Raw genomic sequence first — 26,199 nt, 5'->3', positions numbered from 1 at the left:
AAAACCGTTTCACTGGGAAACGGTTCTTTTATTTTTAAGCTTAAGCTAGAATTATTTCTTAGCAGCATCTTTAGCAGCATCAGCAGCTCCTTTAGCAGCATCAGCAGCACCTTTAGCAGCGTCAGCAGCACCTTTAGCAGCATCTTTAGCAACTTCAGCTCCAGCAGCAGTAGTAGCAGCAGCAGCATCTTTAGTAGCTTCTACAGCAGTAGTTGCAGCAGAATCAACAACTTTAGCAGCAGAATCAGTTACAGTAGCAGCAGAATCAGCAACAGTAGCAGCAGCAGAATCAGTAGTACCTTCAGTAGCTGTAGCGTCAGTTTTTTTACAAGCAACTAGAGAGATTGCAGCGATAGCAGCTACGAATAATGACTTTTTCATAATAAATTAAATTTAATTTTGTTAATATTGTTTTATAAAATTTTCTTCTGTTCTGTTATTTGAACAAGACAAAGGTATAGCAGTTAGAAAGTTTGTTTATGAAAAATAATTGTAATACCTTTGTAAAATAGTTTTACAAAAAAAGATAACTGATAATCAACAATTTAATCATTTTAAAAAAAATTGACAGATTTAGATCTATTACACTTTGAACAGCTAAAAAAGGATGTCCAAGGTCAATATTTAAAAGAATACACCCCTTCACAGGATGACATATCCAAGTGGAAGGGTATAGATATCATATATTTTCAGGAAGACCTGCGCAAAAAAGCCAAAGGTAACATCAGTGAAAAGTCATTTTATACCTATTTCAAAAATTCACCAGTCACTAAATTACCAAGGATAGACATGCTTAATTTATTGAGTATTTATGCAGGTTACGACTCATGGTATGAATTCAAAAAACAGCATCTTTTTGCCGGGGAATTGCTTCAGGAAAACGAAAGTCTTGAGGAAGATGAGATCAATGAACTGGAAGAAATAGTTTCTAAAGCTCCTGATCTTCCAAAAACTGAAATTCAGCCTAAAAAAACCGAATTACAGACCCAAGAAAATATTGATTTACAAAAAACAAATACTGAAAACCAACAAGTTAACCAAAAACAAGTTAATCAAAATGAAGTTGAAATTTTAGCTTCTCCTGCTAAGAAAAATTTCTTCAAAAAGAATGCCTGGGCTCTTATTACTTCCGTTTTAATTGCAATCACAGGTTTATTGGGATTTAAGGATGTCCTTTTTTCAAAAACGTATACCTATTGCTTTATTGATAAAGACAGAGGAGTTTCTGTTATCAACACCTTAGATATAATGGTTATCAAGGAAAATGAATCTCCTTTGATGTATAAAATAAAACCTGGTGAATGTTTTTCTTATTCAACCAAAGATAAAATTCTGAAAATGAAGATCAGCGCTGCTTTTTATGAGCCACTTGATGTCAACAGAAATCTTGAAAATGCTCCCGAAGAAGAAAAAATTGAGCTTAAACCGGATGATTACAAAATGGCAGCTTATTATTTCTCAAGAAAAGATATTACAGGAAATTCTGAAGAACAGGTAGCCCTTATTAAACAGAAAAGAAACCAGCTGGAAAACCTTATCAGTAATAATGCTGTGATCTATCAGGTATATGATAATAACACCTATGGTATCGAAAGATTAGACAAACAAAAGTATATCACCCTCGTTACAACCCCTACTACATCTCTAAAAAACCTGAATGTAATAGAAATGAAAAAAGACAACGGTAAGATCGTATCCATTAAATTCAAAATTGCGACTACAGATGAAAAGAATTAATAATTTTTTACTCCTCATTATACTTCTGACTTTATGTGTTGCCTGTAATAAAAAAACAGAAGCTAGTGACCTAGATAAACTACGAAACAGTAACAACACCAAAAGTTATCCGGCTGTACAAATGGATAGTATGCAGGCCATCAATTCTATAACAAAGCAGAAAGTTCAAGAGCTCCTTGATCTATCTACTCTTTACATAAGTGGCAATAGAAATACTGAAGTAGACAGTTTTATTTATTCCCAAATGGAAAGTTATTTCCACAAACCTGACTCTCTGACCTTCAAAAGAATGTTTAAGGAATTAGATAGTATGAAAGTGAAAGCAGCCAAGGTAAACTCGTTAAATGTTTATAAGGAATTTTATAAAAAAGATACTCTGGATTACGCAAAATTCAATGTAGAGTATTTTGATGATAAAAATAAATCCTTGGGAAGTTTTGAAAAGAATGCACAATATATATTACTTTCAACCTCCAAAATGAAAAAGGAATTTAAATTTTACTTTTTAGATTTTTATTCCAAACCGCTTAAAAAAGACAGTACCTCGGTAGCCGTAACCAAATAGTCCAGAGGAATATCATTTTCCCAGACATCATCGATATATTCATCGGGGTCAAAATAATTGACTCCGATTTTTTTTGTTTCAGGAGATACACTTTGGAAAAGCCTGTCATAGAAACCTTTTCCATATCCTACCCTATTTCCTTTCGGATCACAGTATAAAAGCGGAGTAATCACATAGTGAAAATCGTTCTCTCCGGAATCCTCATTGGAAATTGGTTCTAAAATCCCCCAATTATTTGTTTCAAAGACAATATCGTTGAAAATTTCAATAGCAATCAGTTTATCCTCTACAATTTTAGGCACGTAGACATGGATATTTTGCGCTAAAAAATAATCAATGAAGATTTGAGTATCCATCTCATTAAACTTCTCAATCGGAACAAAAATATGGACCTTTTCTCCAGACTGAGGTTTAAAGTAAGTAATGAAATTCTGAAAAATCTTTTCAGATAACAAGAAAGCCTCATCACGAGATAAGGCTTTTCTTTTTTGCATATATTGTTTTCTAAGCTCAGCTTTCAACATAATAGTTACATTATTTTTACTGAACAGCTTCTTTATACTTTATACGTTTTCAGAAGGTTCAAGAATTTTATACAGTTTGTCTGATAAACGAACTCTAAACGGAATTTCAAAAGTGATCTGATCTCCCTGTTTTGCTGTTTCGCAAGGACCTCCATTAGCATAAATCTGAGTAATTGTGAGTTCCTGTTCTCCTGTTGTAGGTCCGGAAACCAACACTCTATCTCCTACTGAAAGTTCTTTGTTTTCAATTAAAAACTGCCCGATTTTTGATTTTGAGAAATAATGTTCTGCTTTTCCAACCAAAACTTTTTTAACCGATATTTTCTGGCGGATATTTTTGGTTTCCGCCTTTGCTAAAGGCGCTTTAGGCAGATCTCCTGAGTTTTTAAACTTCAGCGCATCAGATTTCCCTTTTCTGAACACTTTATTTCCAACCTGCAACCCTTTTCTTAATTTCAATTGTTCTTCCCAAGGCAAATGGATGGTATCCAGACATTCTGTTGAACAGCAGTTTTCCATTGCCGCCTTACATTCATCACACTGGATAAATAACAGGTGACAGGCATCATTGGCACAATTGGTATGATTGTCACAAGGTTTTCCACATTGGTGACATTGAGAAATAATATCATCTGTAATTCTTTCCCCTAAACGGTGATCGAATACAAAATTTTTACCAATAAATTTACTTTCTATTCCATCTTCTTTAATCTGGCGCGTATATTCAATGATTCCGCCTTCCAGCTGGAACACATTTTTAAACCCTTGATGTTTGAAGTAGGCACTGGCTTTTTCACAACGGATCCCTCCGGTACAATACATCAATAGATTTTTATCTTCTTTAAAATCCTGTAGTTGCTCATTGATAATAGGCAAACTTTCTCTGAAGTTTTCAACATCAGGCGTAATCGCTCCTTCAAAATGCCCTACTTCACTTTCATAGTGATTTCTAAAATCAACCACGATGGTATTAGGATCATCAAGCATATTATTAAATTCCTGAGCTTTTAAATGAACTCCTTTATTGGTTACATCAAAAGTTTCGTCATTCAGACCATCTGCAACAATTTTATGTCTTACCTTAATGGTCAGTTTTAAAAAGGAATGATTGTCTTGTTCTACCGCTACATTCAAGCGGATACCTTTCATGAAGTCGTACACTTCTAACGTATCGCGGAAAGCCTCAAATTGTTCCGCAGGAACACTCATCTGAGCATTAATTCCTTCATGGGCAACATAAATACGGCCAAGAGCATCAAGGGCATTCCAGGCTATGAATAAGTCGTCACGAAATTTTTTGGGATCTTCAATTTTAGCGTACGCATAGAAAGATAAAGTAAGACGTTCCTTACCAGCTTCATCAATAAGTCTAGCTCTTTCTTCTGCGCTTAAGGTGTTATACAGTTGCATGCTATAAACGTTTTAAGTGAGAAAAATATTTTTGCAAAGATAAACATTTTCAAATTAACGCCTTTCCATAAGCTAAATGATAATTGACAGCTACCTATCATGAGTAATGAAATTATTTTTTTACGTTGGTATTATTATGGCAACATTTTGTCACATTTTCTTTAATTTTTTTTTAATTTTTGTTAACTCAGGGCTTAACAATTATGACATAATGCATAAAATGATATAATGGCCGTTAAATTTTAGTTAAAATTGAAACATAGCATACTAATTGCTTACTTATTTAACATTAAATTTGTTTAGTCAAAAACAAAAAAAAGATTAATTAATAAACAAGAAAGATATACAATGAAGAGTACTTTAAAAAAACTATTACCATTTGCAGTAGTTGGGGTTATTTCCGGAGCTACTACCGTTGGAACTATACAATATTTCGGACACGGTTCCAATAATGGAGATCAATCATTTTTCACTACATCCGCACCTAATACATCATTCGCAGGAATGAATACAGGAGCAGTAGGTGATGACTTTGTAAAAGCAGCTAAAACAACTGTTCCGGCTGTAGTTACTATTAAAAACTATCAAAGCAGAACAGCAAGCAGAGCTACTGAGCAGGATCTGTTCGATTATTTCTTCGGGGATCCGTTCGGAGGAAGAGGCCAGCAAAGGCAAAAGCAACAGCAGGCTCCTGACAATATGCCTTCAGGGATGGGTTCTGGAGTAATCATTTCTCCTGATGGTTATATCATCTCAAACAACCACGTAGTGGCAGGTGCCAACAAACTGGAAGTTGTTCTGAGCAACAAAAAATCATATATCGCAACTTTAGTGGGAACTGACCCCAATACAGATATCTCTCTATTAAAAATTGAAGAAAAGGGACTTCCTTACTTAAATTTTGCTAACTCTGACAATATTGATGTAGGACAATGGGTACTTGCAGTAGGAAACCCACTGGGATTAAACTCCACTGTAACAGCAGGTATTGTTTCTGCTAAAGGAAGAGGAATCGGTATCTTAGGAAGCCAAGGAAAAGCAAGTAATCCAATTGAGAGTTTTATTCAGACAGATGCTGCCATTAACCCAGGTAACTCTGGTGGTGCTTTGGTAAATACTAACGGTGAACTTATCGGGATCAACTCTGCGATTCAATCTACAACAGGATATTATCAGGGATACGGATTTGCGGTTCCATCTAACTTAGCAAGAAAAATTGTTGAGGATATTAAGAAGTTTGGTATTGTACAAAGAGGATTCCTAGGCGTTTCGTCATTAGACCTTTCCAATGACCAGCAAGTTGCAGCCTATAATAAACAATTTAAAACCAATATTAAGTCCGGTTCTGGAGTATATGTAACAGGATTTGGTGATAATAGCGGTGCAGAAGATGCCGGTCTGAAAAAAGGAGATATCATTACCAAAATAGACAGCTATGATATTTCAGATTTTGCTGATCTATCGATGTCAATTGGAAGCAAACGTCCTGGAGATAAAGTTCAGGTAACGTATTCAAGAAACGGTAAAGAAGCTACAGCAAATGTTACATTAAGAGACCAGAAAGGGGGAACTTCTACCAGAACTAAAGCTGATTTGAGCGTAACGGAAAAAATCGGAGCTGAATTTGATCCGCTTACTGAAAGGTTCAAAACTGAATATGGACTGACTAGCGGTGTAGTTAGTAAAAATGTATCGGAAGGAGGCGAAATGGCTAAGATAGGAATCGTAGACAATTATATTATCATTGAAATTAATGGTAAGCCGGTGAATTCACAAAAAGACATCGAAAACATACTGAATAAATACCAAGGTAATGTACAGGTGAAATTCGTAGATGACTATGGAAGAATGTACACGAAAGGATTTAAAATGCCTTAATCAATAACAGAACAATAGTTATTTTCATATCAAAAGAAAAACGCTGCAAATATTTGCAGCGTTTTTTTATTTATTTGGATTTATTCATTTTCTCAGCGATTCTTTTCTGTTTGTTCCGTTCATAGATCACTTCTACAATCTTACCTCCAATCCAGGAAAACGGGAAAAAAGTAAGAAAGATGGAGATCTTATAAAAGGTAGGATGATAAGGAAATATAATTACATCCAGCATCGCTATAAAAAGCATGATAAAACCGATCAGAATAGCATAGGCCACTTTAGCGTATTTAACGATGATTGCCGTTGCTACTCCACCAATGGTAGTTCCCAGTCCGGAAACAAACAAAAGAAAGCCAAAAAAGGCCTTATCGTCTTTCATACTGAAAAGAAATCTCTGCCAATGCTCAAACGGAGCAAAAGCTTCAAAAGTAACCCATTGCGGGAAAGCCCTTATACCTAGAGTAATTATAAGCCCTGCTATACCAAGACCTATCAATACCGCAAATGTATTTCTTATAAAGTTCATTAATCCTGATGTGCGATCATAGAAATTTCAATATCCACATTTTTAGGCAAACAAGAAACCTGTACAGTTTCACGTGCAGGATAGCTTTCTGCATCTAAATATGAAGCATAAATATCATTCATTACGGCAAAATCATCCATGCTCTTCAGGAAGATTGTTGCTTTTACAACATTTTTAAAAGTCATTCCAGCCTCTGTAAGAATCGCTTCAAGGTTTTTCATTACCTGATGGGTTTCCTTTTCAATTCCTTCTACCAGTTTACCAGTTGCAGGATCTACAGGAATTTGTCCGGAGATGTATAAAACTCCGTTTGCCATATTTGCTTGCGAATATGGGCCGATAGCTGCAGGCGCATTAACTGTGTTGATTATTTGTTTCATATACGGATATTTATTTTTTTAATAAAACTATCTTTCTATTACCAACGATAAGTTAAGCAATTTCATGATAATTTCGTTAGATTTATTTTGGTTGCAAATATAAAATTTATATTGGCAAATGCCAATCTGATATTAGAAAGGTGAATTTGGCTGTGTAAAACTTCTATCTTTATACTTCAATGCATCGCTTAAGATATTGGCTTTGATCCCGATAAAGAAATCATACACTTTATACTGTCCGAATGGTACCCAGTTAAAATTAATGGTAAAACTTCGCTGATCTCTTGAAAAACCAATTCTTGTATAGGCTAGCTCTTTAGTCACCAAGTCATAGTGTGTACTACCAGTAACATTCCAATAAGGAGTAAGCTTAATACTTCCATCAAGACCTACAGATGCAATTTTACTTCCAATTCTGCTAGTCCCTCTTGAATAAGCATAATTGGCATTAACATTCAATGTCCAGCTTTGATCAAAACGTGAATAATTGTCATCATCAAAATAATAGTTTTCATTTCGGACTTCACCTTTTGAAGCATATTTCTTCGCATAATCTGTCTTTTCTCCAAAGATTTCACTGCTTAAAGGATAAGATAGCTGAACATTGAATCCTTGTACACCGAAAGCTCCAAATTTTTCTGTTCTTATTCCCTGATCCTGTCCCGGAATAAATTCAATTTTATAAGGATCAAGAGAAAGACTGGTATTAACGGTAAGTTTATTATTAAAGAAAGAAGACTGTCCATTGATACTGAAAATAGACCAAGGATGATCTTTTGCGGCAAAGTTATAGCTTCCTGTAAGGTTTAAAGATTCAAAAATCTTCACTTTCTTTACTCCGGTAGAATCACTCTTAGATTTCACCTTCATTTCAATATTGTTTCCTATACTGAATCCTAATGCACCAACCAGACTATTTGAAGGGCTTCCAATAATTCCTTTTTCAAAGATGGAATAAGGCGTAAGCGCTCCGGTTGCATTATAATAGTTCTTGTAATATCCAAAACCAGGGCTTGAGAAGTCTGGAGAGTAAGTAAATCCAATACTTGGAATCACCATGTGTCTCACTGCTTCTACAATAGATCCTTTTTTAAACTTCATCATCCCATACAATGTTGTCTGAAGACTGGCAGTAGTAGAAAATGAAGAATATCCTGCAAAGTTCTTATTGATTTCATCTACTGTTACATTCTTTATAGGATCATAATATCTGTTTAAAGTTTTTGTAGTTAAAGCATTATCAATATTCGCACTTAAACTAAATGTAAAATATTTAGCTAAGGTAGTATTGGTTGCTAGAGCGATATTGTTCTTAAGACCTGTCTGCATTTTATCCCACATTTCCTTTTTGAACAACTCATTTTCCTGAGTGTTGACAAAATTTGTAAGGTTAAAACCTGTATTTACTGTAATATTTTCAAGAAGTCCTTGTCTTACGCCGGATTTCGATTTAAACAGATAAAATTGATTTACAGCTACGTTCATCTGCGGAAGACGAAGATCTGAGAATCCTGTTGCAAAGTTCTGTGAGTAGGAGGCTGTTCCTGTAATCGTTACCGGAAGTTTCAAAAACCTTTTAGTAAGTGTTACTGTTGAATTCTGGCTGGTATTCAATACATTTTGATTGAATATATAGTTGTTGTTAAGTGGGTTATTATAGAACTTTGTACTTACCATATCCACTTGCGCACTGAAGGTAAGGAAAGGATTAGCCTTTGAATCCTGAGAATGCGACCAGCTGATCCTGTACGTACTGTTTTTAGTATAATCATCCAACCCTTTGATCCCTCTTATGACAGTTCCTATGTCTGCATTGAAAGACCCCGAATAGCGGTATTTTTTCTGATAATTCATTTGTGGACGCAAGTTCCAGCTCCCTTTGGTATAAATATCAGCAAGCACTTTAAGGTCAAAATGTTCCCCAATCGGCTGATAATATCCAATCCCATTCAGGAAAAATCCTACATCTTCCCTTTCTCCAAAACTTGGAATCAAAATACCGGCTGCTCTTTTATCCGAAAATGGCAAAATAGCAAAAGGCATAATCAGTGGTGTAGGAACCTGTTCTATATACATTTGAATAGGTCCTGTAACAATCTGAGATTTATTTTTTGATTTTATGAGCTTGATATTAGATGCTCTCATAAAATAATCCGCTGCTGTATCTTTTTTCTTAACGAAATACTCATCGGTTGTATAATCTGCTTTTCTCATCGCAAACACCGAATCGTTATATTTTTTTGTCTTCTGGGCTATAATTACCCCTTCACTTTCCTCTGTTCTAGCATTGAAAGCGATAGCTTGTTTGGTTTTTGTATTATAGCTGAATTCGTTGGTTTCGTATTTCTTTCCGGCCTGGGTAGTAACCACAGGTTCTATGATCTTTCCTAAAGAATCCAGTTTTCCTCTGGCATAAATCAGGTTTTTATTATCATCAATGGAAATATAATCTGCATCAATCTGCATATCCTGATATTTTACCTGGGCATTCTTGTTAAGAAATGTCATTTTCTTAGGGATATCTCTTCGCTGATCGTCTGCTTTTGTGTGAAGTACATCATCTAAAGCTTCTTTTTTCGCAACAATGGTATCCTTTTTGGAAATAGTATCATTAACCACATTTTTAGGCAATTTTTCAGGGGTTTTCTGTGCTAAAAAATTGTTAAAAATTAGGATAATTAAAATTTGTAATATATTTTTGAGGACGGTTTTGGCCAATTTTGTTCTATATAATTAAGGCCCAAAATTAATATAATTTTTATAACTGTAAGATGCGCAAACAAAATTTTAAAATAATTTTATCATTTCTCCTTCTCTTAATCAGCAACTTTGTTTTCTCTCAAAAGAAGTTTACACTAGTTCTTGATGCGGGACACGGAGGAAGTGATCATGGAGCCAATAGGACCTATTCGGACATTGGAAGAATTGCAGAAAAAGACATTACTCTCGCCATTACCTTAAAAGTGGGAGCCATGCTTGAAAAAAACAGAGACTTCAAAGTTATCTACACCAGAAAGATTGATGAATACCCTTCTTTATCCGACAGGACCAACCTGGCTAACAGAAGTAAGGCAGATTTATTTGTATCCATTCACTGTAATTCTTCTGCAAGACCTACAGCTTATGGTACGGAAACTTATGTACAGGGACCTAACCAGAATAATGAGAACCTGGAGGTTGCTAAAAGAGAGAATGATGTGATCTTTCTGGATGAAAAAGATAAACAGACCTTCGGATCTTATAATCCGGATTCTCCAGAATCTTTAATTGCATTAAAACTGCAACAGAGTAAATATCTTGAGTCCAGTCTTCTTTTAGGCGGATTGGTAGAGGATAACTTTGTGAATAAAGATAAAAGATCTTCAAGAGGAGTTTTCCAGAAGAACCTTCACGTTCTCCGTATGAATGCCATGCCTTCTGTTCTGATAGAAACAGGTTTCATCAACCATCCTGAAGAAAGTCATTATATTGCTTCTGAAAAGGGTCAGGAGGAAATTGCAGAAAGTATCTATAATGCGATTATTGACTATAAGAAGGCAATTGACAGAAAATCTGGTGGATCTTCTTTTACTGCAAAAAAACAAGAACCTGAAAAACCGGCAGAAGTTCCCTTGAAAAATGATTTCAGAATACTACTGATGAGTTCTCCTACGAAATATAATGAGAATGATCCTGCACTGAAAGGTTTGAACTATATTCTTACGCTTAAAGAAAACGGACAATACAAATACTATTATGCGGTAACCAATATGGCTTCTGTGAAAGACATTAATCTTAAAACAGCTAAAGATGCCGGGTTCAGAAATGCTTTCGCGGTAGGATTTATGCCTAATCAGAGAATAAGTATGGGCTATTATACACTGGAAGTGTATACCGGTGAGAAACTGAACGGAAATTCATATATCCTTCAGAATCTTAAAGACGTGGAAAGAGAGAAAGACAGTGGCGTTTTCTATTACACCTATGGAAAGGCCTATACTCTGGAAGATGCTGTAAAATTACAGAAAGAGGTTGAAGCCAAAGGAATTAAGAATACGGTGATTCAAAAAGTTTACAAATAACTAAAGAATAATTTTGAAGTTAAGAAAGGTTTTTCTACTTTTGCAACCTCAAAATTTGGCCTATTCGTCTAGTGGTCAGGACTCAAGATTTTCATTCTTGCAACAGGGGTTCGATTCCCCTATAGGCTACAAAAAAAAGGAGAAATGATACTTATCGTTTCTCTTTTTTTTATTTTTATACGATCAATCAGTAATCCCATTTTCGCCATTTACTATCTTCCCAATACAACCCGATTTTTCAGTGAAAATAAACCGATGGATTTTATTTTAAGCAGAAATTCTAGTTAGCAGACTACAAAAAATATTCTTTTATTGGTAAATCTACTATAAATGCAATATCCTTTTTTCCAATTCTTATTAGAACTTACCACTTAGTTTGCATCAGCAATAAAAAAACATGAATTTCTAGATTACTGGTACAGTGATATTTATTATTATTCAAATAAAAATATCATGATTTTTCTTTTAAAAAAGAATTCTATTTATATTATATCTCACAAAAGCCTTATATTTGCAAAAATTTTTTAATAAATTTAACCATAATTGTCAGACAAATATGGTAACACTGATGAAAGATATTATTGATAACCCCCTGTCTGTAGTTTTCTACAGACTATCAAATTTTATATCATGCCGGATTTAAAAATACAAGAAGCAAAGTTGCTTTTTAAGAAAATCCACTCTAACCCAAAAAGTTACGATTTACAAATCAATGAAGACGGGATTACAGGCAGAGATGATAAAATCAGTTTCAGACTTTACAGGACTGGAGAAAGGGTTGCTTTTGAAGTGACAATAGATGCACTCACTTTCACCAATACCACTGGAGAATGGAATAATGCACTGATCATGCTAGGGAATACGATCAAAAAAATAGAAAAAGAACAAGAAAATTTAAAAATAGAACAAGCAATAAATAAGCTTAGAAAGTACCTTTCAGAAGAAAATTAAATTTTTTCAAAATTAATTTGGTAGTTTAAAAAAAAGTTTATAGTTTTGCACTCACATTTGAACGATATGGCAAATCATAAATCAGCATTAAAGAGAATCAGACAGAACGAAACTAGAAGACTTCGTAATAGATATTATCACAAGACTGCTAGAACAGCATTGAAAGCCTTAAGAAATGAGGAAAACAAAGCTGCTGCAACAGAGCAACTGCCAAAAGTTATCGCTTTATTGGATAAATTAGCTAAGAAAAATATTATCCACAAAAACAAAGCGGCTAACTTAAAAAGCAAATTAACAAAGCACGTTAATAAATTAGCGTAAAAGTATAGCGGCCCGTTCGTCTATCGGTTAGGACCTCAGATTTTCATTCTGGTAAGAGGGGTTCGATTCCCCTACGGGCTACTTAATTTTTAAAAACCACTGAGTTTTACAGTGGTTTTTAAAAACAAAGTAGAAAAAAGCTATTACTTAAACCATCTAACCGGCCCGTTCGTCTATCGGTTAGGACCTCAGATTTTCATTCTGGTAAGAGGGGTTCGATTCCCCTACGGGCTACAAATTAAGAGTTGATACTTGTAAAAACAAAAGCTAACACACTATTTCGATAGTGGAAGATAGAGGGCCCGTTCGTCTATCGGTTAGGACCTCAGATTTTCATTCTGGTAAGAGGGGTTCGATTCCCCTACGGGCTACCAAAAAGGATTTTTTCGAAAGTCCTTTTTTTTGTTTCTATACATATACATTTTTCCTCTTCTCAATTTATATATATTGATCCCAGAATCTTTAATCTCATTCTTATAAGAAAACCACCTTCAAGCTTGAGTATACTGAGGTATATTAAATTTCATTAAAAATATCACCAAAAATGGAAATATTATTTTTTGCTTCTTCTTATTATCCTTAAATTTGACTAAAACTATTCATCTAAAAAATAATAACATGAAATTTAATTTACTTTTGAGAAATAAATTCTCTTTGCAAGGTGCCATAGTGGCATTGTGTTTATTTTCCGCTCAATTTTCATTTGCACAGGACAGAATTTACGCTCATGCACAAAGTTCAGGTGTATTTGGTGTAGCGTGTTTAGGATGCCGTGTCGACAATCCGTTGAATGCTGTTGGCGGTAATGAAGATGATTATTCTACTATGGTATTAGGAACAGCATTGCTAGGAGGAATTCAACAAACATTAATCTTCCCGGATCTTAGATCTGACACAAGACTAGTTGTAGGCATTGGAACAGATAACATTCCTTTATCTGTACAACTATTAAGTGGTGTAACCCTTGAAACCATGAATGGAGGAAGTTCTAATGAAGATCGCAGAACAATCGACATAAGCCTTCTGAAACTGGGAGCCACACCTAACAGAGGTACGGTAGAATTTAAACCGGCAAAACCTTATGACGGAATAAGAATTGGCTTAACAGGAGGTGTGCTAAGTCTTGGCGGAGGGTTCAGAATCTATTATGCTTATCAGGATCCATTAATACAGTTAATGGCTCATAGCCAAAGTGGACAAGTTACCTTAAGTGGAAATGTTATTGTAAAAGGTTCTGAAGTTGCATTAACCAATACTTCAGGAAAAGAAGTTTACCGCTCAAAACTAAGAAACAATACATTTGACTCTAATCAGCCTGGAGGAGTTTATATCATGACTCTTCAAACTAAGGAAGGAAAAACATATTCTAAAAAAATCATTATTAAATAAATGATTCATAAAAAACGACAGTCATTAAAAGGCTGTCGTTTTTTTATGAATCAAGAAAATAAAATTTAATTATTTTATAATTAAAAAAAATAGATTATAAAAATTGATTTATAACTACATCACAAAAAAATGAAATAAAATAATTAACATAATCATTTTATTTATAAATTTACATAAAACTAAAAAATCAAAATTTTTAAAATATGAAAACTAATTTATTATTGAGTTCCCGCAGTATTAAGGCTGCCGTTTTTGTTTGCTTATTATTTCTAACAAGCAATATGTCATTTGCTCAAATTGTAAAATATTATGCAAATGCTCAAAACAATCAGGTATATGGAGTATGTATAGGCTGTGGAGTACTAAACCCTCTGAATGCCATTGGTCCTAATGAAAATGATTATTCTGTTCTACAGGTATCCATCGGTTTGCTGGCACGCACCGAACAAACATTGATTTTCCCTAACAGTACTTATACGAATAAATTGGTTATTGGTATTGGTTCTAACGGAACTCCCCTAAGTGCACAGGTATTGGGAGGGGTATCTATTGAGACCTTCAATGGAGATGTTTCCAACAATGATTATCAAAACCTAAACAATGACATTTTAATACTTGGGGGAACAGATCCAAGCAAAGGGGAAATTGAACTTACGATGAACAAGCCTTATGATCGTATCAAGATCAATGTAAATGGAGGATTACTGAGTTTAGGAGGAGAGCTTAGGGTATATTATGGATACCAGTATAGAGATCCTTTCATCAGCTTTATGGCTCATGGTGAAAACGGACAGGTTACTTTGGATAAAAATTTAAAAGTAGAAGGCTCCGAGGTTACTCTTATCAACACTTCCGGAAAAGAAGTATTCCGCACTAAATTAAATTCAAATACATTTGAAACCAACCAACCTGAAGGACTTTATATTATAAAACTTCAGACTAAGGATGGAAAAACGCATTCAAGTAAGGTTTTACTTAAATAAATAATTAAACATGCCATGAATCGGCAGGCTTTTCAAGCCTGCCGATTTTATTTTATATCTATTGCCAGTTTTGTCATAAAACCGCATTCATTTATTGGAACGGATAAAATTGTTTTATCCCTCACCTTAATCAAAGACATAATCATTATTAGCTCATCAAGAATGGAGAGGTCTTTATACCAGTGAAGGGAACCATAGATTATTATTATGAGATAAGCTAAATGATATAAAAGAAGCAGGTTAAATGATAACCTGCTTCTTTTATGTTCTTTCTACTTATAAAGACAAACATTTCTTTTTTTGAAAACACGCCATAAAATACTTCTTATTTTATCAAAAAACCCGGCCAATTCATGGCCGGGTCAGAGTGAAACAAAAATTAGCTATGCTAAAATTAATTTTTAATTAGCTTTTGCTGATATACAGCTTTATCAGTGATCGCTTTTAGAATATACATTCCTTTTGGTAACATACTTACATTTACCCGCCCATTATTGAACTGAGTATTAATCAACTTACCTGAAGCATCATAAATAGAAACGTTTACTACTTTTTCCTGTGTTTTGATATAAAGGATATCTGTAACAGGATTTGGATAAATAGCGAATTCAAGCTTTTTCACCTCAGCGGTTGCTAAAGTAGAGGCAGTACTGCTTACCTTAAGTGTTTTTTCTACAACCTTACCATTAGAATTGAAACTAATAACAATATCAGCTGCTCCTGGTCCTATTGGGGTAAGTACTAATTCTTCATTGGCATTGATTTCTGCCGCAACTACTGATGGATTAGTGTTTGATTTGATCGTTTTTACAATAGATGAGCCAAAACTGTCTTCATCAGAAACCATTGTTTTCAAATCAATAGTTGTAGTTCCTGTTGCGGTAACCTGTGAAGGAAATGTATTGTTTATAACTGGTGCTGTATTATCCGGAAATACGGCTAATGAAGGAAACCAGTAATAATCAGCCAATGTTTTAGTATCAATCAGATTACCATTGCTATCAAATGTATGAATCCAGTTTTTCTGATAATGTGCCCCGAATCCACTTTCCGTAGTATTCAGGATAAGATTCCCATTAGCAGGATTTACACGAAGTGCTGCACCATAAGGAATTTGCTTATAAGTTGCTGTTTGTCCTGGTAATGTAATAAAGCTTTCATTAAATACCTTTGTAGTAACATCAAATTTCACAATCTGGTTTCCAGGATTAAATCCAGAGCCTGCTTTGATCCAATATAATGTATTTTCGGTATTACTTGCTGTAAAACTTCCTGCATTCCACGCACCCCATGAGTCAGAATATTTTGTAGTTGGGATATCATAGTACTGTATGGTAAGAGTTGCAGGGTTAATATTTGCCAGTTTCTGATTCTGAATCGCCCAGATACTTCCGTCTTTTGCCTGAGCAACAGAAATAAAAGCTCCGGCAATAGTATTCACAACAGTATCTGTAATTGGATCAATTACTAAAATTCCTACACTCTGCTTTACTGCAAAAACATATTTTGAAGTCCGGATCATATTTCCGATCTGCCCGGCATACTGGCTTCCACCACCGGTAGTCGCAATCATATTGCCTACCTGTAGGTTTGCAATATCGAATAAGAAAATACCATTGGATGCTCCAATATATCCTTTGTTCTCATTTACTCCTAAGAATGATCTTCCGTCTCCACCTCCAATCGTATTAAATGTTGCAATTTTCTGCATCGTCTGTGCATTGGCAATTACCAATCTACCACCAGGAGTATACTGAGCATCTCCTCCGTCTGCTGCCTGTTTAGATACAAAATAGAATTTATCTCCATAGATTGTTCCAAATTGCGTAGTTGCTCCGAAAGCATGGTTATTGTTCGCATTGCTGTAAACACGGTAATTGATTTGTCCGTTATTATCTATAAAGTTTACAGAACCGTTTGTATGTCCAAACCATTCTTCATTCACCATAAAGAACCCATTGGTAAAATTAGTGGAACTTACATAAGGAGAAACCGGTGTAAGAGTAGATGACATTGGAGGTGTTTGAAAATCCGGGCTGTAATTCCAAACATCCCATGATCCATTTTGTAAAGCACGGGAAGAAGCTCCAACACCGGAAAATCCGAAGTCAGCATCAGTTGGATTTTTCACCCAATAAGACCAAAAACCACTATACCATCCTGATTTCCAATGATCGTTAACATCTTTTGCTACATAATCATCAAAATCATAAGCTGTTGTATTTACAATACCATCCACAGGGTACAGAGGATAGGTCGTATTACCACTTTTAATAAGGGCATTAGAATCCTGTCCGTTCAAATCAAATCCCAGTCCTCCTATTGCTGATCCAAACTGAGTCCCCTGATAAAGCAATGTAAAAAATCTTTTGTCTGCCTTTGCAATTGCTTTAAGCATATCTTCACCTGTTGCATTTCCATCCCATCTGAATCCCCATACTAAAGCATCCGGATTTTTACTATCATTCCACTGTACTACGAATGCAGCCTGGTTAGAGCCTGTTCCCACCCAATACTGAATATCAGAAAAAGTGATGTTGGTTGTAATATTAGTGGTAGTTAACGGAGTATTCCCCGGAATATCATTCCTTGGAACTCCCTGTACTTTTATCTGGGCATTCGTGAAAAATGCAAACAGAAAAAGTAGGGTAAAAAGGTAGAACTTTTTCATTTTTATTGATTTAAATATATTTTACGTACGTTATTTTTTTAGATGTAAATCGTAGGCTCCTGCCACTTCTGTAGAAACCTCCCCCAGCCATCCGGCTTCCTGATTGATTCCAGTGTATACTTTTACGAAATCTATTCCCGGAAGCTTCACATATTTTCCGTTTTTGTCAACTGCCCATGAAATATCGATATTGGAAGCCTCATCATTATTAGGGGCATTATCCGCATATCCAAATTCATAGGATTTTCCTACCCAATAGTTTCCTACTCCACTCTGATCATAAAAATTATCTTTAAGCCTGGTCCCTGTAAAACTGTAAGAAGCATCTGAAAGCCATAAAGGATAGTAACTCTGTGAATGGAATGCATTTTTTGTTTTAAATCCTGTGTTCCCAAGATTATCCTGCCATTTGATATATTCTATATCTGTCTGCCAGCCGTCATTTCCCGGAACGGGAGCTTTATTTTCATTAGGTTTGAAGTAAGTAATATTATAATTTTTGGTCGTCGTATTTTTAAAGTACTCACTGCCTGCAATTTCGTACCACTCATCATCATCAGGTTTTCCATTTTTATTTTTATCATAGGCTACCATAATAATTCCTGGCTCACAACTTCCGGAGCGAGGATCATTAGCAGAGTTTCCAAAAAACGCATTGCCTAATATTTTAAAATCTCTTCCCTCCATATTAGGAATGGTATGATCGAAACCAAACACTACATGTCCTCCGAAACCTCCAAGGCTTATCATGGAAGAATTAGAACCTACCAGATAGTCATTGGCTTTTTTAATCATATCTGCTGCTGTATTGCCCAAATCATATTCTGGAATTTCATTCATAAACTGTCCTACTGCCGGACGGAAGTCAAAAACTTTGGAAATGTATTTACTTAATGTTCCTGCTTCTTTGGTGACTCTGATTTTAGAATGAAAAACTTTATCGCTTCCTACTTTTAATGTTAAAGGATAAGTAGCGGTCTTTGTGCTGATAAATTCCAGTTCGGAATTCTGGGAGATGATAGAGTCATTAATGCTCCAGGTAATGTTTCCTGAAATATTGGTAGGAATACTCAGTACCCTGAAACGTTCAATGGTATAAGCAGTATCTAATCCTTTAAACGTGGGAGGTATTACTTCCGGATCAGTAGGAACCGGTGCTGCAACCTCATCATCATGCTGACAGGACGCAATCATTCCTGCAAATAGAAGGGATAAAAACCCAGCTGTTAAATAAGTAATAGTTTTTTTATTCATGTTGATCAGTTTCATTTAATTATATAAAAAGGCAAAATGGGCAGGGATATTTCCACCTTCGGTTTTCCATTTAAAATGTCCGTTTTTATCAAAACAGTATACAAATCCCATTGATACGTAGTTTCGGGCATCTGTCATATAAATATCTTCTGTAATTGGATTGACTGCGATTCCGTAAGGTGTTTTAATGATGGATTCGTATTCTTTATCAATAATCCTATTGGAAATAACCTGCTCATTCTTTACGTCTATGATTCCAAATGTTTTTACATAAGCATGGGTATTATAATTGAATTCATTTCCGTAGTAATACAACTTATCATTCACGATGGTCATTTCACTAACGGCAATATGAAAGTCTTTCTTTATCACTCCGGTTGCTGCATCTACCAGGTATAAATTGGAAGGAACATTATAATAATCTCCTCTTGAACTTACATATAGATCTCCGTAATTGTCTTTTTTAAGACGGTGAAGGTTAATGGCAACATCAATTTTTTTCTTTTCTGTAAAAGTGTTCAGATCAATTACAGAAACAGTCCTATCATAATTCGGAACCATGTATCCTCCGGAATTGGCAACAAATAATTGATTTCCCACAATTTCCATTTCTTCGGGCTGGTATCCTACTGTTGCTGTACGCTGGATGGAAAGGGATACAGTATCTATTTCTGCAACTTTACCTTTGGGAGCCAGCGGATTGATATCTACAGGACCGGCATAGCTGCTGGCATACGCTTTTCCATCCTTGAAGGTCATGTATCTGCAATTCTGTAAATAAATTGATTTAATATGCTTGGCAGTCTTAGCATCAAGAACTTCGATGGTATTGGAAACATTGACCACAATATATAGCTTGCTTCCATAGATTTTAATATCATTTCCTACGTCTCCCAGTTCTTTTAAAACATTCGGATTGATCTCGGAATAAATATTCCGATAATAGGTGCCTTTGGTATAATCAAAAAAATCAAGGGTGCATTTATTGCTTCCCATATTTCCTTCATTCAATACATAGAATCCTTTTATTCCCGTGTTTTCAACAGGGTTAAGCCCTTCCACAACTTCCATAGGAATAAGAATCTCATCGGTACGACAGGAAACAAGCGTTACCAATGCAAAAAACAAGAAATAAATATTTAGCTTTCTCATAAGGTGAAGTTTAAAGTGAGTCTGAAATTTCTTCCCGGCATAGGATAGTTTTTTACCACATCATAATATTGGTTAAAAACATTGTTCATTTCAAGGTTGATTTTAAAAGGATGCCCTGCCAGTCTCAATTTTCTCTGAACAGAAAGATCGTGGGTATACCAGGGCTGAATAAAATTGTACTGAATATTATCCAGCTGCCCATCATATCTTTCTCCTACATAAATTGTACTGTAGTTGAAGCTCCAGTCTTTATAGTCGGCCATTAAGGTAAAAGATCCACTATGCCTGGGTGTATAAGGGATTTGTTGTCCATAATAGGTTTCTGTCTTCCCTTCACTAATCGTTTTATCTTTCGCTCTCTGGTAGGTATATGCTAATAATGGTTTAACTTTTACATCTCCAAACATTAATTCGGTCTGAATGTTCACGTCTGTTCCGATGATTTCGACCTTTCCAAGGTTCAGCATCATCCATCTAAACATATTGGTAGTAGGGACAGCAACAATTTTATCTGTTACCTTGTTATAATATCCATCTACTTTTATATAAAGTCCTTTAAATAAAGAATGATCGTATTTTTTCTGATACGTAAACCCTACATCATACTGATGGGTAAACTCGGGTTGCAGATAAGTATTTCCTACGCTGGTATAATACAGATCATTAAAAGTTGGTAATCTGAAGATATTTTTATAGAATGCCCTAAGCGTAAGTTCCGGTATTGAAGTCGGCTGGTAGCTCATAAAGAAGGCTGGTGTAAATTCTCTTCTGTCATCAGGTCGCTTGTTCATTCTTACCTCCTCAAAGGTAAATGTCCCTAAAAGGCTTCCTAAGAATTTAAATCTGTTCCACTGATAGGTTGTAGCCAATGCAACAAGAGTTGTATAACGCGTAGGATAAGAAAATTCACGTAAATCAGCATCAAGATTATTATACTGAAAGTCCCCACTTAAACTCACATCCCAATTTGAATTGATTGTATAAATATTGGAAGATGAAAGATAAACCTCCCGTTGGATATAGGTATTTTTTGCGGGATAAACTGCCTGAGATAATACTGTATCATTAAAATAAGTATAATCATAAGCAAACTTCGCCTTCAGCTGAGTTTCAAGCTTAGGAAACAGCTTTTTTCTGAAATTGGCCTGTACAAAATAGTTTTCATCAAGCATTCTTGCACCTCTTGCTTTAAAACGCTTCTTTACAATAGGTGCCGGAATACCACGGTTTGAAATATAACCGTATCCACGGATATTCCAGCTTCCGTTATTTAAAGTTCCATTAATAGCGGTTTCAAAACGCTTTGCCTTAATATCGGAATCATATCTTTTGGAAATGGTATCAGCTGCTGTAGTACCGTTTGGGAATTTCCTACCATAGTAAAATTTGTAAAGGCCATCACTTTGGAGAAATTCTGCACTGGCGCTTGCTGAAATTCTTTTTGAAATTTTTTGTTCTAAACGGAAGGAAGGATTAAATAAATCAATAGAAGCACTTTTTGCTCTGATCAGAAGATTGGTTTTCTTACCGCCGGTGAATGTTGGTGTTTTGGGTTGTAAATAAATGGATCCCGATGACCCGAAATCTTTGGCAGGCTGGAAAATTTCACTTTTCTGACCGTTGTACAATGAGATTTCTTCAAGATCATCCAAAGAATACCTTCCTAAGTCTACCAATCCGTTCTGAGCATTCCCTAATTGGATTCCATCATAGAAAACACCTACATGCTGACTTCCCATACTTCGGATATTGACCGTCTTCAAACCACCCATTCCGCCATAATCTTTAATCTGAACTCCGGCAAAATATCTCAGTGCATCAGCAACAGAATGACTGTTGAGCCGTTCAAGCTCTTCGCCTTGTAAGACCTGAGCAGGAAGGATTTCTTTAAAATTCTTTTTGTAAATATTGACAGTCTTTATAGCTTCTCCTTTAATACTGTCTTTTTTATGAGTCTGAGAAAACAGGAATTGTGAGGTAAACACGAATGCCGTGAAAACAATTTTATGGAATTGAAATGTAGTTAGTTTTGCTATCATTAGCTCATTCATGGATCATGATGACGCTAATGGATATAAGAAAAGCAACGACAAAGCACAGCTGTCACTGCACAAAATCATTGTTGTCCTAAGCTTTATTCCACGAAAGCGTCAAACGTTTATTATTTCTGGCAGGTCTTCTGACTTACTCCGTTTTTGAAATCCTTCCCATTCCTAAAAACAGTGGATCTATTTTTCAAAAACTTTGGTGTGGAGCTTACAGCAGCGGGTCTGTTCCGGATTTTCACCGGATTCCCTTTTAAGAGCTTATTATGGCTCACCAAATTCCGGCAAAGATATAAAATTCCCACCAGATACGATGGTATGCAGAACAAAATGATTATCAATCAATAAACATGAAAAATCCCGCTACATTGTAACGGGATTTAAACAATCAATTTTTACTGAGTTTTTCTGTTTTTAGCAATGATTATTTTTTCACAAATTCACGATCGCTCAGTGTTTTCAGAAACAGGATAAGATTGGTCTTTTCCTGCTCTGAGAGAGGAATTCTGTTTCCATTATTTTTAAAAACAGGATCAAGATTATCTGCAGATAGAACCCCTTTATCAAAATAATCAAGGACTGCCCTTAATGTTGGGAACTGGCCATAGCTTCCATAAGGAGCCGTATATTCTACATTTCTTAAAGAAGGAACTCTGAAGCTCATATAATCTGCTGGAATACCGGTAACTCTTCCCCGTCCCGCCTCATTGGTATCCGGATTTACAGGAAACCCGATATTTCTGAAACTCTGATCGGTAAATAATTCTGTATTATGACAACTCACACATTTCTGTTGAAAAGTCTGATATCCCAAGGCTTCATTTTCTGTGAAAGTTTCTCCTCCTTTTCTTTTTACCTTATCATATTTGCTATTAGCAGAAATCAGGGTGTACTCATACTGTGCAATACTTTTATAAATTCTTTCAGCAGTAATGGTTTCGTCTCCAAAGGCTTTTCGGAACAGATCTTTATACATCATATCATCTCTTATTTTGCCTATCACCTCCAGAATAGAAGAACCCATTTCTTCATGAGTGATAATAGGAACTAAGGGTTGATTCTCCAATTGAAGGATATTGCCATCCCAATTATAAAACTTCATAAAGAGCATGTTCTGAATAGCAGGAACATTTCGCAATCCTACTCTATTCTGAATTCCTATTCCCTGTGCATTATGATCTGCAAAGGCATTTCCTTGTATATGACAACTGGAGCAGGAAATACTATTATCTGCACTCAGCCTTTTCTCATTAAATAATTTTTCCCCCAACTCTACTCCATATTTTGTAGGTCTGTTAGAGTTCACCGAATTGTTTAGTTCCGGAAATCCAGACGGAATATTGAGCGAAATCTGTGGATTATCGCCAGAAATAGGTTCGTAACGATCGTTATTACAAGATATTAACAGAATAATAATGGCTAAAATGCTTAATCCTTTTTTCATTGCAGCAGAAAGAAGTTTAGTTTTCAACAGCACTCACTGAAAACATTCCGGAAATATCACTTGAACCGTTTCCACCGAGGTTATCAACAAATTTTACCATTTGGTTAGCAGTATGAATATTCGGAGTAGCATTGCCATCTGATCCTGTTCCCGTAACCAATACAATCGTATTGATTTTCCCCGTCAACAATTTATCAAAATCTGCTTTAATAATAATTTTAGGCGCTTTGCTACCCACGATAGCATGTTGGGAAAGATCTAAAGTGACATCTCTATACGCATCTACTCCCTGGGTAAAATTACCTTCTGATCCTTTTATGGTACTTCCTGTGTGGATAGACATCTGTTTGTTATCTGTTCCATAAAAACCTTCAATTTTTGTAAAACGATACCCTGCTCCCCACTCCCACATCATTTGGGTATCATTGGAACCTGCAGTGGCATAGAACTTTGGAAATCTCACCTGATCCAAAACATTCAGATCTTTTTTTACTCCTAATCCGAATTTGATTTTTTTATACTCTCCAGCAGGTATATTACTCAATAAGTAACGAAGCGTTTCCGGTTTTGATTGGTCAATCACTGTAGCGCCCTGATCCAGATCATTGACTTTATAAGGGACTTCATTACCATCTGCTTTTACCAGACGAATATTACTGATTACATATTTCAATTCTGAAAAATGATGAGCCTGTCCTTCTGCTGAGGTATTGATCGTGGCTGTACTTGAAGTAGCACCTCCGAGAATAATCGTTTCATTTTTAAACGTATTCTTGAATTCAAGGGTAACGTTATTGGCAACAGGATTATCATCACTGTTTTGGCAAGAAATTACACCTAATGAAAAAGCAGATAATAGTAGATATTGTTTTAAGTTTTGCATTTTAAAAATTTTAGTTGTTGTTTTAATTAAAGTTTCTGTCATCTTTAAAAGTTGACTTTTAAAGACGTATAAATATTACGACCCATTCTTGGGATATTTCCCCAGTCTGCATAGGTGCTGTAATATTTGTTTAACAGGTTTTCGGCTCCTACCTGAAAAATGGTCTTAAGTTTTTTGATTTTGAAAGTATAATCCATGGAAAAATTCCATACGGTGTAAGCCGCTGTCTGATCTTCACCATATTCCGGACTGTAATTAAGCTGAACAAAATCTCCATTTACAGAGGTCTGAACTCCAAAATTCCCATGGGTATAATGTAAAGAGGTCAGATAGCTCAAAGGACGGATGAAAGGCAGATTTTTTCCTTTATCATCCCTTCCTCTTGCATACGTCAATGTTCCTTTCCAGTGTAAATCCGGAATAATGCTGTAATTGGCATTCAGAGACATATTAAAGAGTGTGGCATGATCCAGTGAAGTATAAGCCTTTACTCCTACCGATTGATAATTCATAGGACTTCCAAGACTCAGAATTCTTCCGATAATATAATTCTGAATATAGAAGTAATTCACTTTGGCTTCAATACTCATCTTTTCATTCCTAAAACCTGCACTGGCATTGGTTTCATAAGAAATTTCATTTTTTAGGTCAGGATTTCCGATATAGTCATAGCGGTCAAAGCTGTTGTAGATATAATAGCCATACCCTTCTGAAACGGAAGGCGCTCTATGGCCGTAGCCCGTTCCTACAGAAAAATTAAAATGATGATTGGTAAATTGATATCCTGCATGCAGGCTGGGAAGAATTCTAGTCTTTTTCGGTGATGCTCCCGGATGGAAGATCCAATTGAATTCAGGATATTTAGACTCATTATAGTTCAGTCCTAATGATCCTCCGAAACTCAAACGGCTTTTATCAGATATATCCCATTTGTTATTCATCGAAAGACTGGCAAAACGTGTAGTTACCCAAGGCCAGCTATACGCAAACATAGTTCTGTTCTTTCTATCCTGAGGATACATCCGCATTTCTGCAATTGATGTATTGTTGTAGGCATTAAGTTCTATGTCTGAAGTATACCGCTCTTTTGTGAGATTCATTGAAGAAACCAGCCCATAGGTAGTACTCCATCCCGGCATATCCATGTGTACCAGATTCTCAGGACGCTTTGTGTCATCCATATAATGTTCAATGGTATTGAAATAGATTTTTGTATCCCAGGACTTAATTAATCCTTCTTGAAATAATTGTTTGTAGGATGCTGAGGTAATCATTGCTCTGGAAAGCCATAAATCCATTGGTAAAGCAGGAAATCCAACATTCTTTGCCATATCAAAGATTGCATCCACTTTCACTGAAGATAAAAGACTTGTTTTGTAAGCGATTCCAATTCCCGTATTAAACTTATTATATTGAGAGTGATTTACTTCTACATCATTCCCATCGTAATAATTACCTGCTTTCCGGAAGGAAATACTTCCGTCTACCACAAGCTTCTTCCCGGAATAGGATATATTTCCAAGGTTAAAAAACTGCTTATTATTGAATTCAAAACCTGTCTGATAGGCCCCATTCCATTTTTTTTCAAGACCAAAAGGAGTACTTTTTCTTTTCAGATCAATACTTCCTGCTACTGTTGCTCCATGTGAACTTCCTTCCTGACCTGATTTTATATCTACCCCTGAAAGAGTATTACTTTCCATATAGGAGGTAACCGGATCCATTTTATCAGTGCATGCTCCAAAAATACGCATCCCATCAAGAGTAATGACAGATCTTTCCGTACTCATATTATTGAGTAAGGGCTCCCACGCATATGCCCCTCGTTTTATAAAGCTTATTTTGTCCGAAGATGCTAGAAATTCATCCACTGAAACGGCCATTTTCATATCCGTTTCAATCTTCTTTTTATTGCTTTTTACTTTTACCTCAGCTAAATGAGCAATACTATCTTTTCGTACTTTTCTGTTTTGGGCATTGATAATAACTCCCAAAAAGATTAATATAATTCCAAACTGCTTCATG

At 35.5% G+C, this 26,199-nt stretch carries 21 protein-coding genes, 4 tRNA genes and 1 riboswitch; of the genes, 12 read left to right on the top strand and 13 right to left on the bottom strand.

What is annotated here, in order from left to right; all coding sequences use genetic code 11:
- Nucleotides 1-51: 51 nt before the first annotated feature.
- Complete coding sequence (locus tag EL260_RS02975) at nucleotides 52-381, bottom strand: hypothetical protein (protein WP_065395887.1); 330 nt, start codon at nucleotides 379-381, stop codon at nucleotides 52-54.
- A 183-nt stretch (nucleotides 382-564) separates the two neighbouring features.
- On the opposite strand from EL260_RS02975, the gene EL260_RS02970 reads away from it, so the two are divergent.
- Both EL260_RS02970 and EL260_RS02965 read left to right on the top strand, forming a co-directional pair.
- The gene (locus EL260_RS02970) at nucleotides 565-1,737 is read left to right on the top strand and encodes a hypothetical protein (protein ID WP_123858798.1); all 1,173 of its coding nucleotides are present in this window, start codon (nucleotides 565-567) and stop codon (nucleotides 1,735-1,737) included.
- Nucleotides 1,724-2,302: a hypothetical protein gene (locus EL260_RS02965; RefSeq protein ID WP_123858797.1), complete on the top strand. Its 579-nt coding sequence runs from the start codon at nucleotides 1,724-1,726 to the stop codon at nucleotides 2,300-2,302. The genes EL260_RS02970 and EL260_RS02965 overlap by 14 nt, the downstream gene beginning before the upstream one ends.
- Here the strand turns inward: EL260_RS02965 and EL260_RS02960 are convergent.
- Nucleotides 2,251-2,826: a 5-formyltetrahydrofolate cyclo-ligase gene (locus EL260_RS02960; protein WP_123858796.1), complete on the bottom strand. Its 576-nt coding sequence runs from the start codon at nucleotides 2,824-2,826 to the stop codon at nucleotides 2,251-2,253. The genes EL260_RS02965 and EL260_RS02960 overlap by 52 nt on opposite strands.
- A gap of 39 nt (nucleotides 2,827-2,865) precedes the next feature.
- The gene (gene trhO / locus EL260_RS02955; RefSeq protein WP_123858795.1) at nucleotides 2,866-4,236 is read right to left on the bottom strand and encodes an oxygen-dependent tRNA uridine(34) hydroxylase TrhO; all 1,371 of its coding nucleotides are present in this window, start codon (nucleotides 4,234-4,236) and stop codon (nucleotides 2,866-2,868) included.
- A 348-nt stretch (nucleotides 4,237-4,584) separates the two neighbouring features.
- On the opposite strand from trhO, the gene EL260_RS02950 reads away from it, so the two are divergent.
- Nucleotides 4,585-6,114, top strand: a complete 1,530-nt coding sequence (locus tag EL260_RS02950; RefSeq protein ID WP_123858794.1) for a trypsin-like peptidase domain-containing protein — start codon at nucleotides 4,585-4,587, stop codon at nucleotides 6,112-6,114.
- A 70-nt stretch (nucleotides 6,115-6,184) separates the two neighbouring features.
- Here the strand turns inward: EL260_RS02950 and EL260_RS02945 are convergent, their stop codons facing one another.
- From EL260_RS02945 to EL260_RS02935, 3 genes are all read right to left on the bottom strand, one after another.
- The gene (locus EL260_RS02945; RefSeq protein ID WP_123858793.1) at nucleotides 6,185-6,640 is read right to left on the bottom strand and encodes a hypothetical protein; all 456 of its coding nucleotides are present in this window, start codon (nucleotides 6,638-6,640) and stop codon (nucleotides 6,185-6,187) included.
- Nucleotides 6,640-7,020, bottom strand: coding sequence for a RidA family protein (locus EL260_RS02940; protein ID WP_045491236.1), 381 nt, complete (start codon nucleotides 7,018-7,020; stop codon nucleotides 6,640-6,642). Before EL260_RS02940 ends, EL260_RS02945 begins: the two co-directional genes overlap by 1 nt.
- Nucleotides 7,021-7,152: 132 nt before the next feature.
- Complete coding sequence (locus EL260_RS02935; RefSeq protein ID WP_123858792.1) at nucleotides 7,153-9,738, bottom strand: putative LPS assembly protein LptD; 2,586 nt, start codon at nucleotides 9,736-9,738, stop codon at nucleotides 7,153-7,155.
- 53 nt (nucleotides 9,739-9,791) lie between these two features.
- On the opposite strand from EL260_RS02935, the gene EL260_RS02930 reads away from it, so the two are divergent.
- The 9 genes from EL260_RS02930 to EL260_RS02890 all read left to right on the top strand — a co-directional run bounded on the left by EL260_RS02930 (nucleotide 9,792) and on the right by EL260_RS02890 (nucleotide 14,725).
- Entirely contained in the window at nucleotides 9,792-11,081 is a 1,290-nt protein-coding gene (locus tag EL260_RS02930; protein ID WP_123858791.1) for an N-acetylmuramoyl-L-alanine amidase family protein, read from the top strand.
- Nucleotides 11,082-11,138: 57 nt separating this feature from the next.
- Nucleotides 11,139-11,210 (top strand) — tRNA-Glu (locus EL260_RS02925).
- Between the two features lie 501 nt (nucleotides 11,211-11,711).
- Complete coding sequence (locus tag EL260_RS02920; RefSeq protein ID WP_123858790.1) at nucleotides 11,712-12,032, top strand: hypothetical protein; 321 nt, start codon at nucleotides 11,712-11,714, stop codon at nucleotides 12,030-12,032.
- A gap of 66 nt (nucleotides 12,033-12,098) precedes the next feature.
- A complete protein-coding gene (gene rpsT, locus EL260_RS02915) occupies nucleotides 12,099-12,353 on the top strand; it encodes a 30S ribosomal protein S20 (protein WP_002983073.1) in 255 nt (84 codons plus the stop codon).
- 9 nt (nucleotides 12,354-12,362) lie between these two features.
- Nucleotides 12,363-12,434 (top strand) — tRNA-Glu (locus EL260_RS02910).
- Nucleotides 12,435-12,515: 81 nt separating this feature from the next.
- Nucleotides 12,516-12,587, top strand: a tRNA-Glu gene (locus EL260_RS02905).
- A 65-nt stretch (nucleotides 12,588-12,652) separates the two neighbouring features.
- A tRNA-Glu gene (locus EL260_RS02900) sits at nucleotides 12,653-12,727 on the top strand.
- A gap of 244 nt (nucleotides 12,728-12,971) precedes the next feature.
- Nucleotides 12,972-13,742 (top strand): T9SS type A sorting domain-containing protein, encoded by a 771-nt coding sequence (locus EL260_RS02895; protein ID WP_123858789.1) that lies wholly within the window; start codon nucleotides 12,972-12,974, stop codon nucleotides 13,740-13,742.
- A gap of 203 nt (nucleotides 13,743-13,945) precedes the next feature.
- Nucleotides 13,946-14,725: a T9SS type A sorting domain-containing protein gene (locus tag EL260_RS02890; RefSeq protein WP_123858788.1), complete on the top strand. Its 780-nt coding sequence runs from the start codon at nucleotides 13,946-13,948 to the stop codon at nucleotides 14,723-14,725.
- A 394-nt stretch (nucleotides 14,726-15,119) separates the two neighbouring features.
- On the opposite strand, the gene EL260_RS02885 is transcribed toward EL260_RS02890, so the two are convergent.
- The 7 genes from EL260_RS02885 to EL260_RS02855 form a co-directional block, all read right to left on the bottom strand.
- Nucleotides 15,120-17,396 (bottom strand): DUF5074 domain-containing protein, encoded by a 2,277-nt coding sequence (locus EL260_RS02885; protein WP_123858787.1) that lies wholly within the window; start codon nucleotides 17,394-17,396, stop codon nucleotides 15,120-15,122.
- A gap of 30 nt (nucleotides 17,397-17,426) precedes the next feature.
- Nucleotides 17,427-18,650, bottom strand: a complete 1,224-nt coding sequence (locus EL260_RS02880; protein WP_123858786.1) for a cell surface protein — start codon at nucleotides 18,648-18,650, stop codon at nucleotides 17,427-17,429.
- Between the two features lie 15 nt (nucleotides 18,651-18,665).
- Nucleotides 18,666-19,802 carry a YncE family protein gene (locus EL260_RS02875; RefSeq protein ID WP_123858785.1) on the bottom strand — a complete coding sequence of 379 codons (1,137 nt, stop codon included), beginning with the start codon at nucleotides 19,800-19,802 and terminating at the stop codon, nucleotides 18,666-18,668.
- Nucleotides 19,799-21,841, bottom strand: coding sequence for a TonB-dependent receptor plug domain-containing protein (locus tag EL260_RS02870; RefSeq protein ID WP_123858784.1), 2,043 nt, complete (start codon nucleotides 21,839-21,841; stop codon nucleotides 19,799-19,801). The genes EL260_RS02875 and EL260_RS02870 overlap by 4 nt, the downstream gene beginning before the upstream one ends.
- Nucleotides 21,842-21,954: 113 nt before the next feature.
- A riboswitch (cobalamin riboswitch) is annotated at nucleotides 21,955-22,141 on the bottom strand.
- A 130-nt stretch (nucleotides 22,142-22,271) separates the two neighbouring features.
- On the bottom strand, nucleotides 22,272-23,291 hold the full coding sequence (locus EL260_RS02865) for a cytochrome-c peroxidase (RefSeq protein ID WP_123858783.1): 1,020 nt from the start codon (nucleotides 23,289-23,291) through the stop codon (nucleotides 22,272-22,274).
- A 16-nt stretch (nucleotides 23,292-23,307) separates the two neighbouring features.
- The gene (locus tag EL260_RS02860) at nucleotides 23,308-24,174 is read right to left on the bottom strand and encodes an MbnP family protein (RefSeq protein WP_123858782.1); all 867 of its coding nucleotides are present in this window, start codon (nucleotides 24,172-24,174) and stop codon (nucleotides 23,308-23,310) included.
- A 44-nt stretch (nucleotides 24,175-24,218) separates the two neighbouring features.
- Entirely contained in the window at nucleotides 24,219-26,198 is a 1,980-nt protein-coding gene (locus tag EL260_RS02855; protein ID WP_123858781.1) for a TonB-dependent receptor plug domain-containing protein, read from the bottom strand.
- Nucleotide 26,199 lies beyond the last annotated feature (1 nt).

Origin of the sequence: Chryseobacterium nakagawai, assembly GCF_900637665.1 — a bacterium.
In the GTDB taxonomy this organism is placed as follows: Bacteria; Bacteroidota; Bacteroidia; order Flavobacteriales; family Weeksellaceae; genus Chryseobacterium; species Chryseobacterium nakagawai.
This window is presented reverse-complemented; position numbering and strand designations above follow the sequence as displayed.

Coding starts and splice junctions, on each gene's coding strand:
- EL260_RS02895 (WP_123858789.1), top strand. CDS start 12,972: ATGAAATTTAATTTACTTTTGAGAAATAAATTCTCTTTGCAAGGTGCC.
- rpsT (WP_002983073.1), top strand. CDS start 12,099: ATGGCAAATCATAAATCAGCATTAAAGAGAATCAGACAGAACGAAACT.
- EL260_RS02945 (WP_123858793.1), bottom strand. CDS start 6,640: ATGAACTTTATAAGAAATACATTTGCGGTATTGATAGGTCTTGGTATA.
- trhO (WP_123858795.1), bottom strand. CDS start 4,236: ATGCAACTGTATAACACCTTAAGCGCAGAAGAAAGAGCTAGACTTATT.
- EL260_RS02875 (WP_123858785.1), bottom strand. CDS start 19,802: ATGAGAAAGCTAAATATTTATTTCTTGTTTTTTGCATTGGTAACGCTT.
- EL260_RS02920 (WP_123858790.1), top strand. CDS start 11,712: ATGCCGGATTTAAAAATACAAGAAGCAAAGTTGCTTTTTAAGAAAATC.
- EL260_RS02930 (WP_123858791.1), top strand. CDS start 9,792: ATGCGCAAACAAAATTTTAAAATAATTTTATCATTTCTCCTTCTCTTA.
- EL260_RS02950 (WP_123858794.1), top strand. CDS start 4,585: ATGAAGAGTACTTTAAAAAAACTATTACCATTTGCAGTAGTTGGGGTT.
- EL260_RS02860 (WP_123858782.1), bottom strand. CDS start 24,174: ATGCAAAACTTAAAACAATATCTACTATTATCTGCTTTTTCATTAGGT.
- EL260_RS02880 (WP_123858786.1), bottom strand. CDS start 18,650: ATGAATAAAAAAACTATTACTTATTTAACAGCTGGGTTTTTATCCCTT.
- EL260_RS02975 (WP_065395887.1), bottom strand. CDS start 381: ATGAAAAAGTCATTATTCGTAGCTGCTATCGCTGCAATCTCTCTAGTT.
- EL260_RS02940 (WP_045491236.1), bottom strand. CDS start 7,020: ATGAAACAAATAATCAACACAGTTAATGCGCCTGCAGCTATCGGCCCA.
- EL260_RS02855 (WP_123858781.1), bottom strand. CDS start 26,198: ATGAAGCAGTTTGGAATTATATTAATCTTTTTGGGAGTTATTATCAAT.
- EL260_RS02870 (WP_123858784.1), bottom strand. CDS start 21,841: ATGATAGCAAAACTAACTACATTTCAATTCCATAAAATTGTTTTCACG.
- EL260_RS02885 (WP_123858787.1), bottom strand. CDS start 17,396: ATGAAAAAGTTCTACCTTTTTACCCTACTTTTTCTGTTTGCATTTTTC.
- EL260_RS02890 (WP_123858788.1), top strand. CDS start 13,946: ATGAAAACTAATTTATTATTGAGTTCCCGCAGTATTAAGGCTGCCGTT.
- EL260_RS02965 (WP_123858797.1), top strand. CDS start 1,724: ATGAAAAGAATTAATAATTTTTTACTCCTCATTATACTTCTGACTTTA.
- EL260_RS02960 (WP_123858796.1), bottom strand. CDS start 2,826: ATGTTGAAAGCTGAGCTTAGAAAACAATATATGCAAAAAAGAAAAGCC.
- EL260_RS02865 (WP_123858783.1), bottom strand. CDS start 23,291: ATGAAAAAAGGATTAAGCATTTTAGCCATTATTATTCTGTTAATATCT.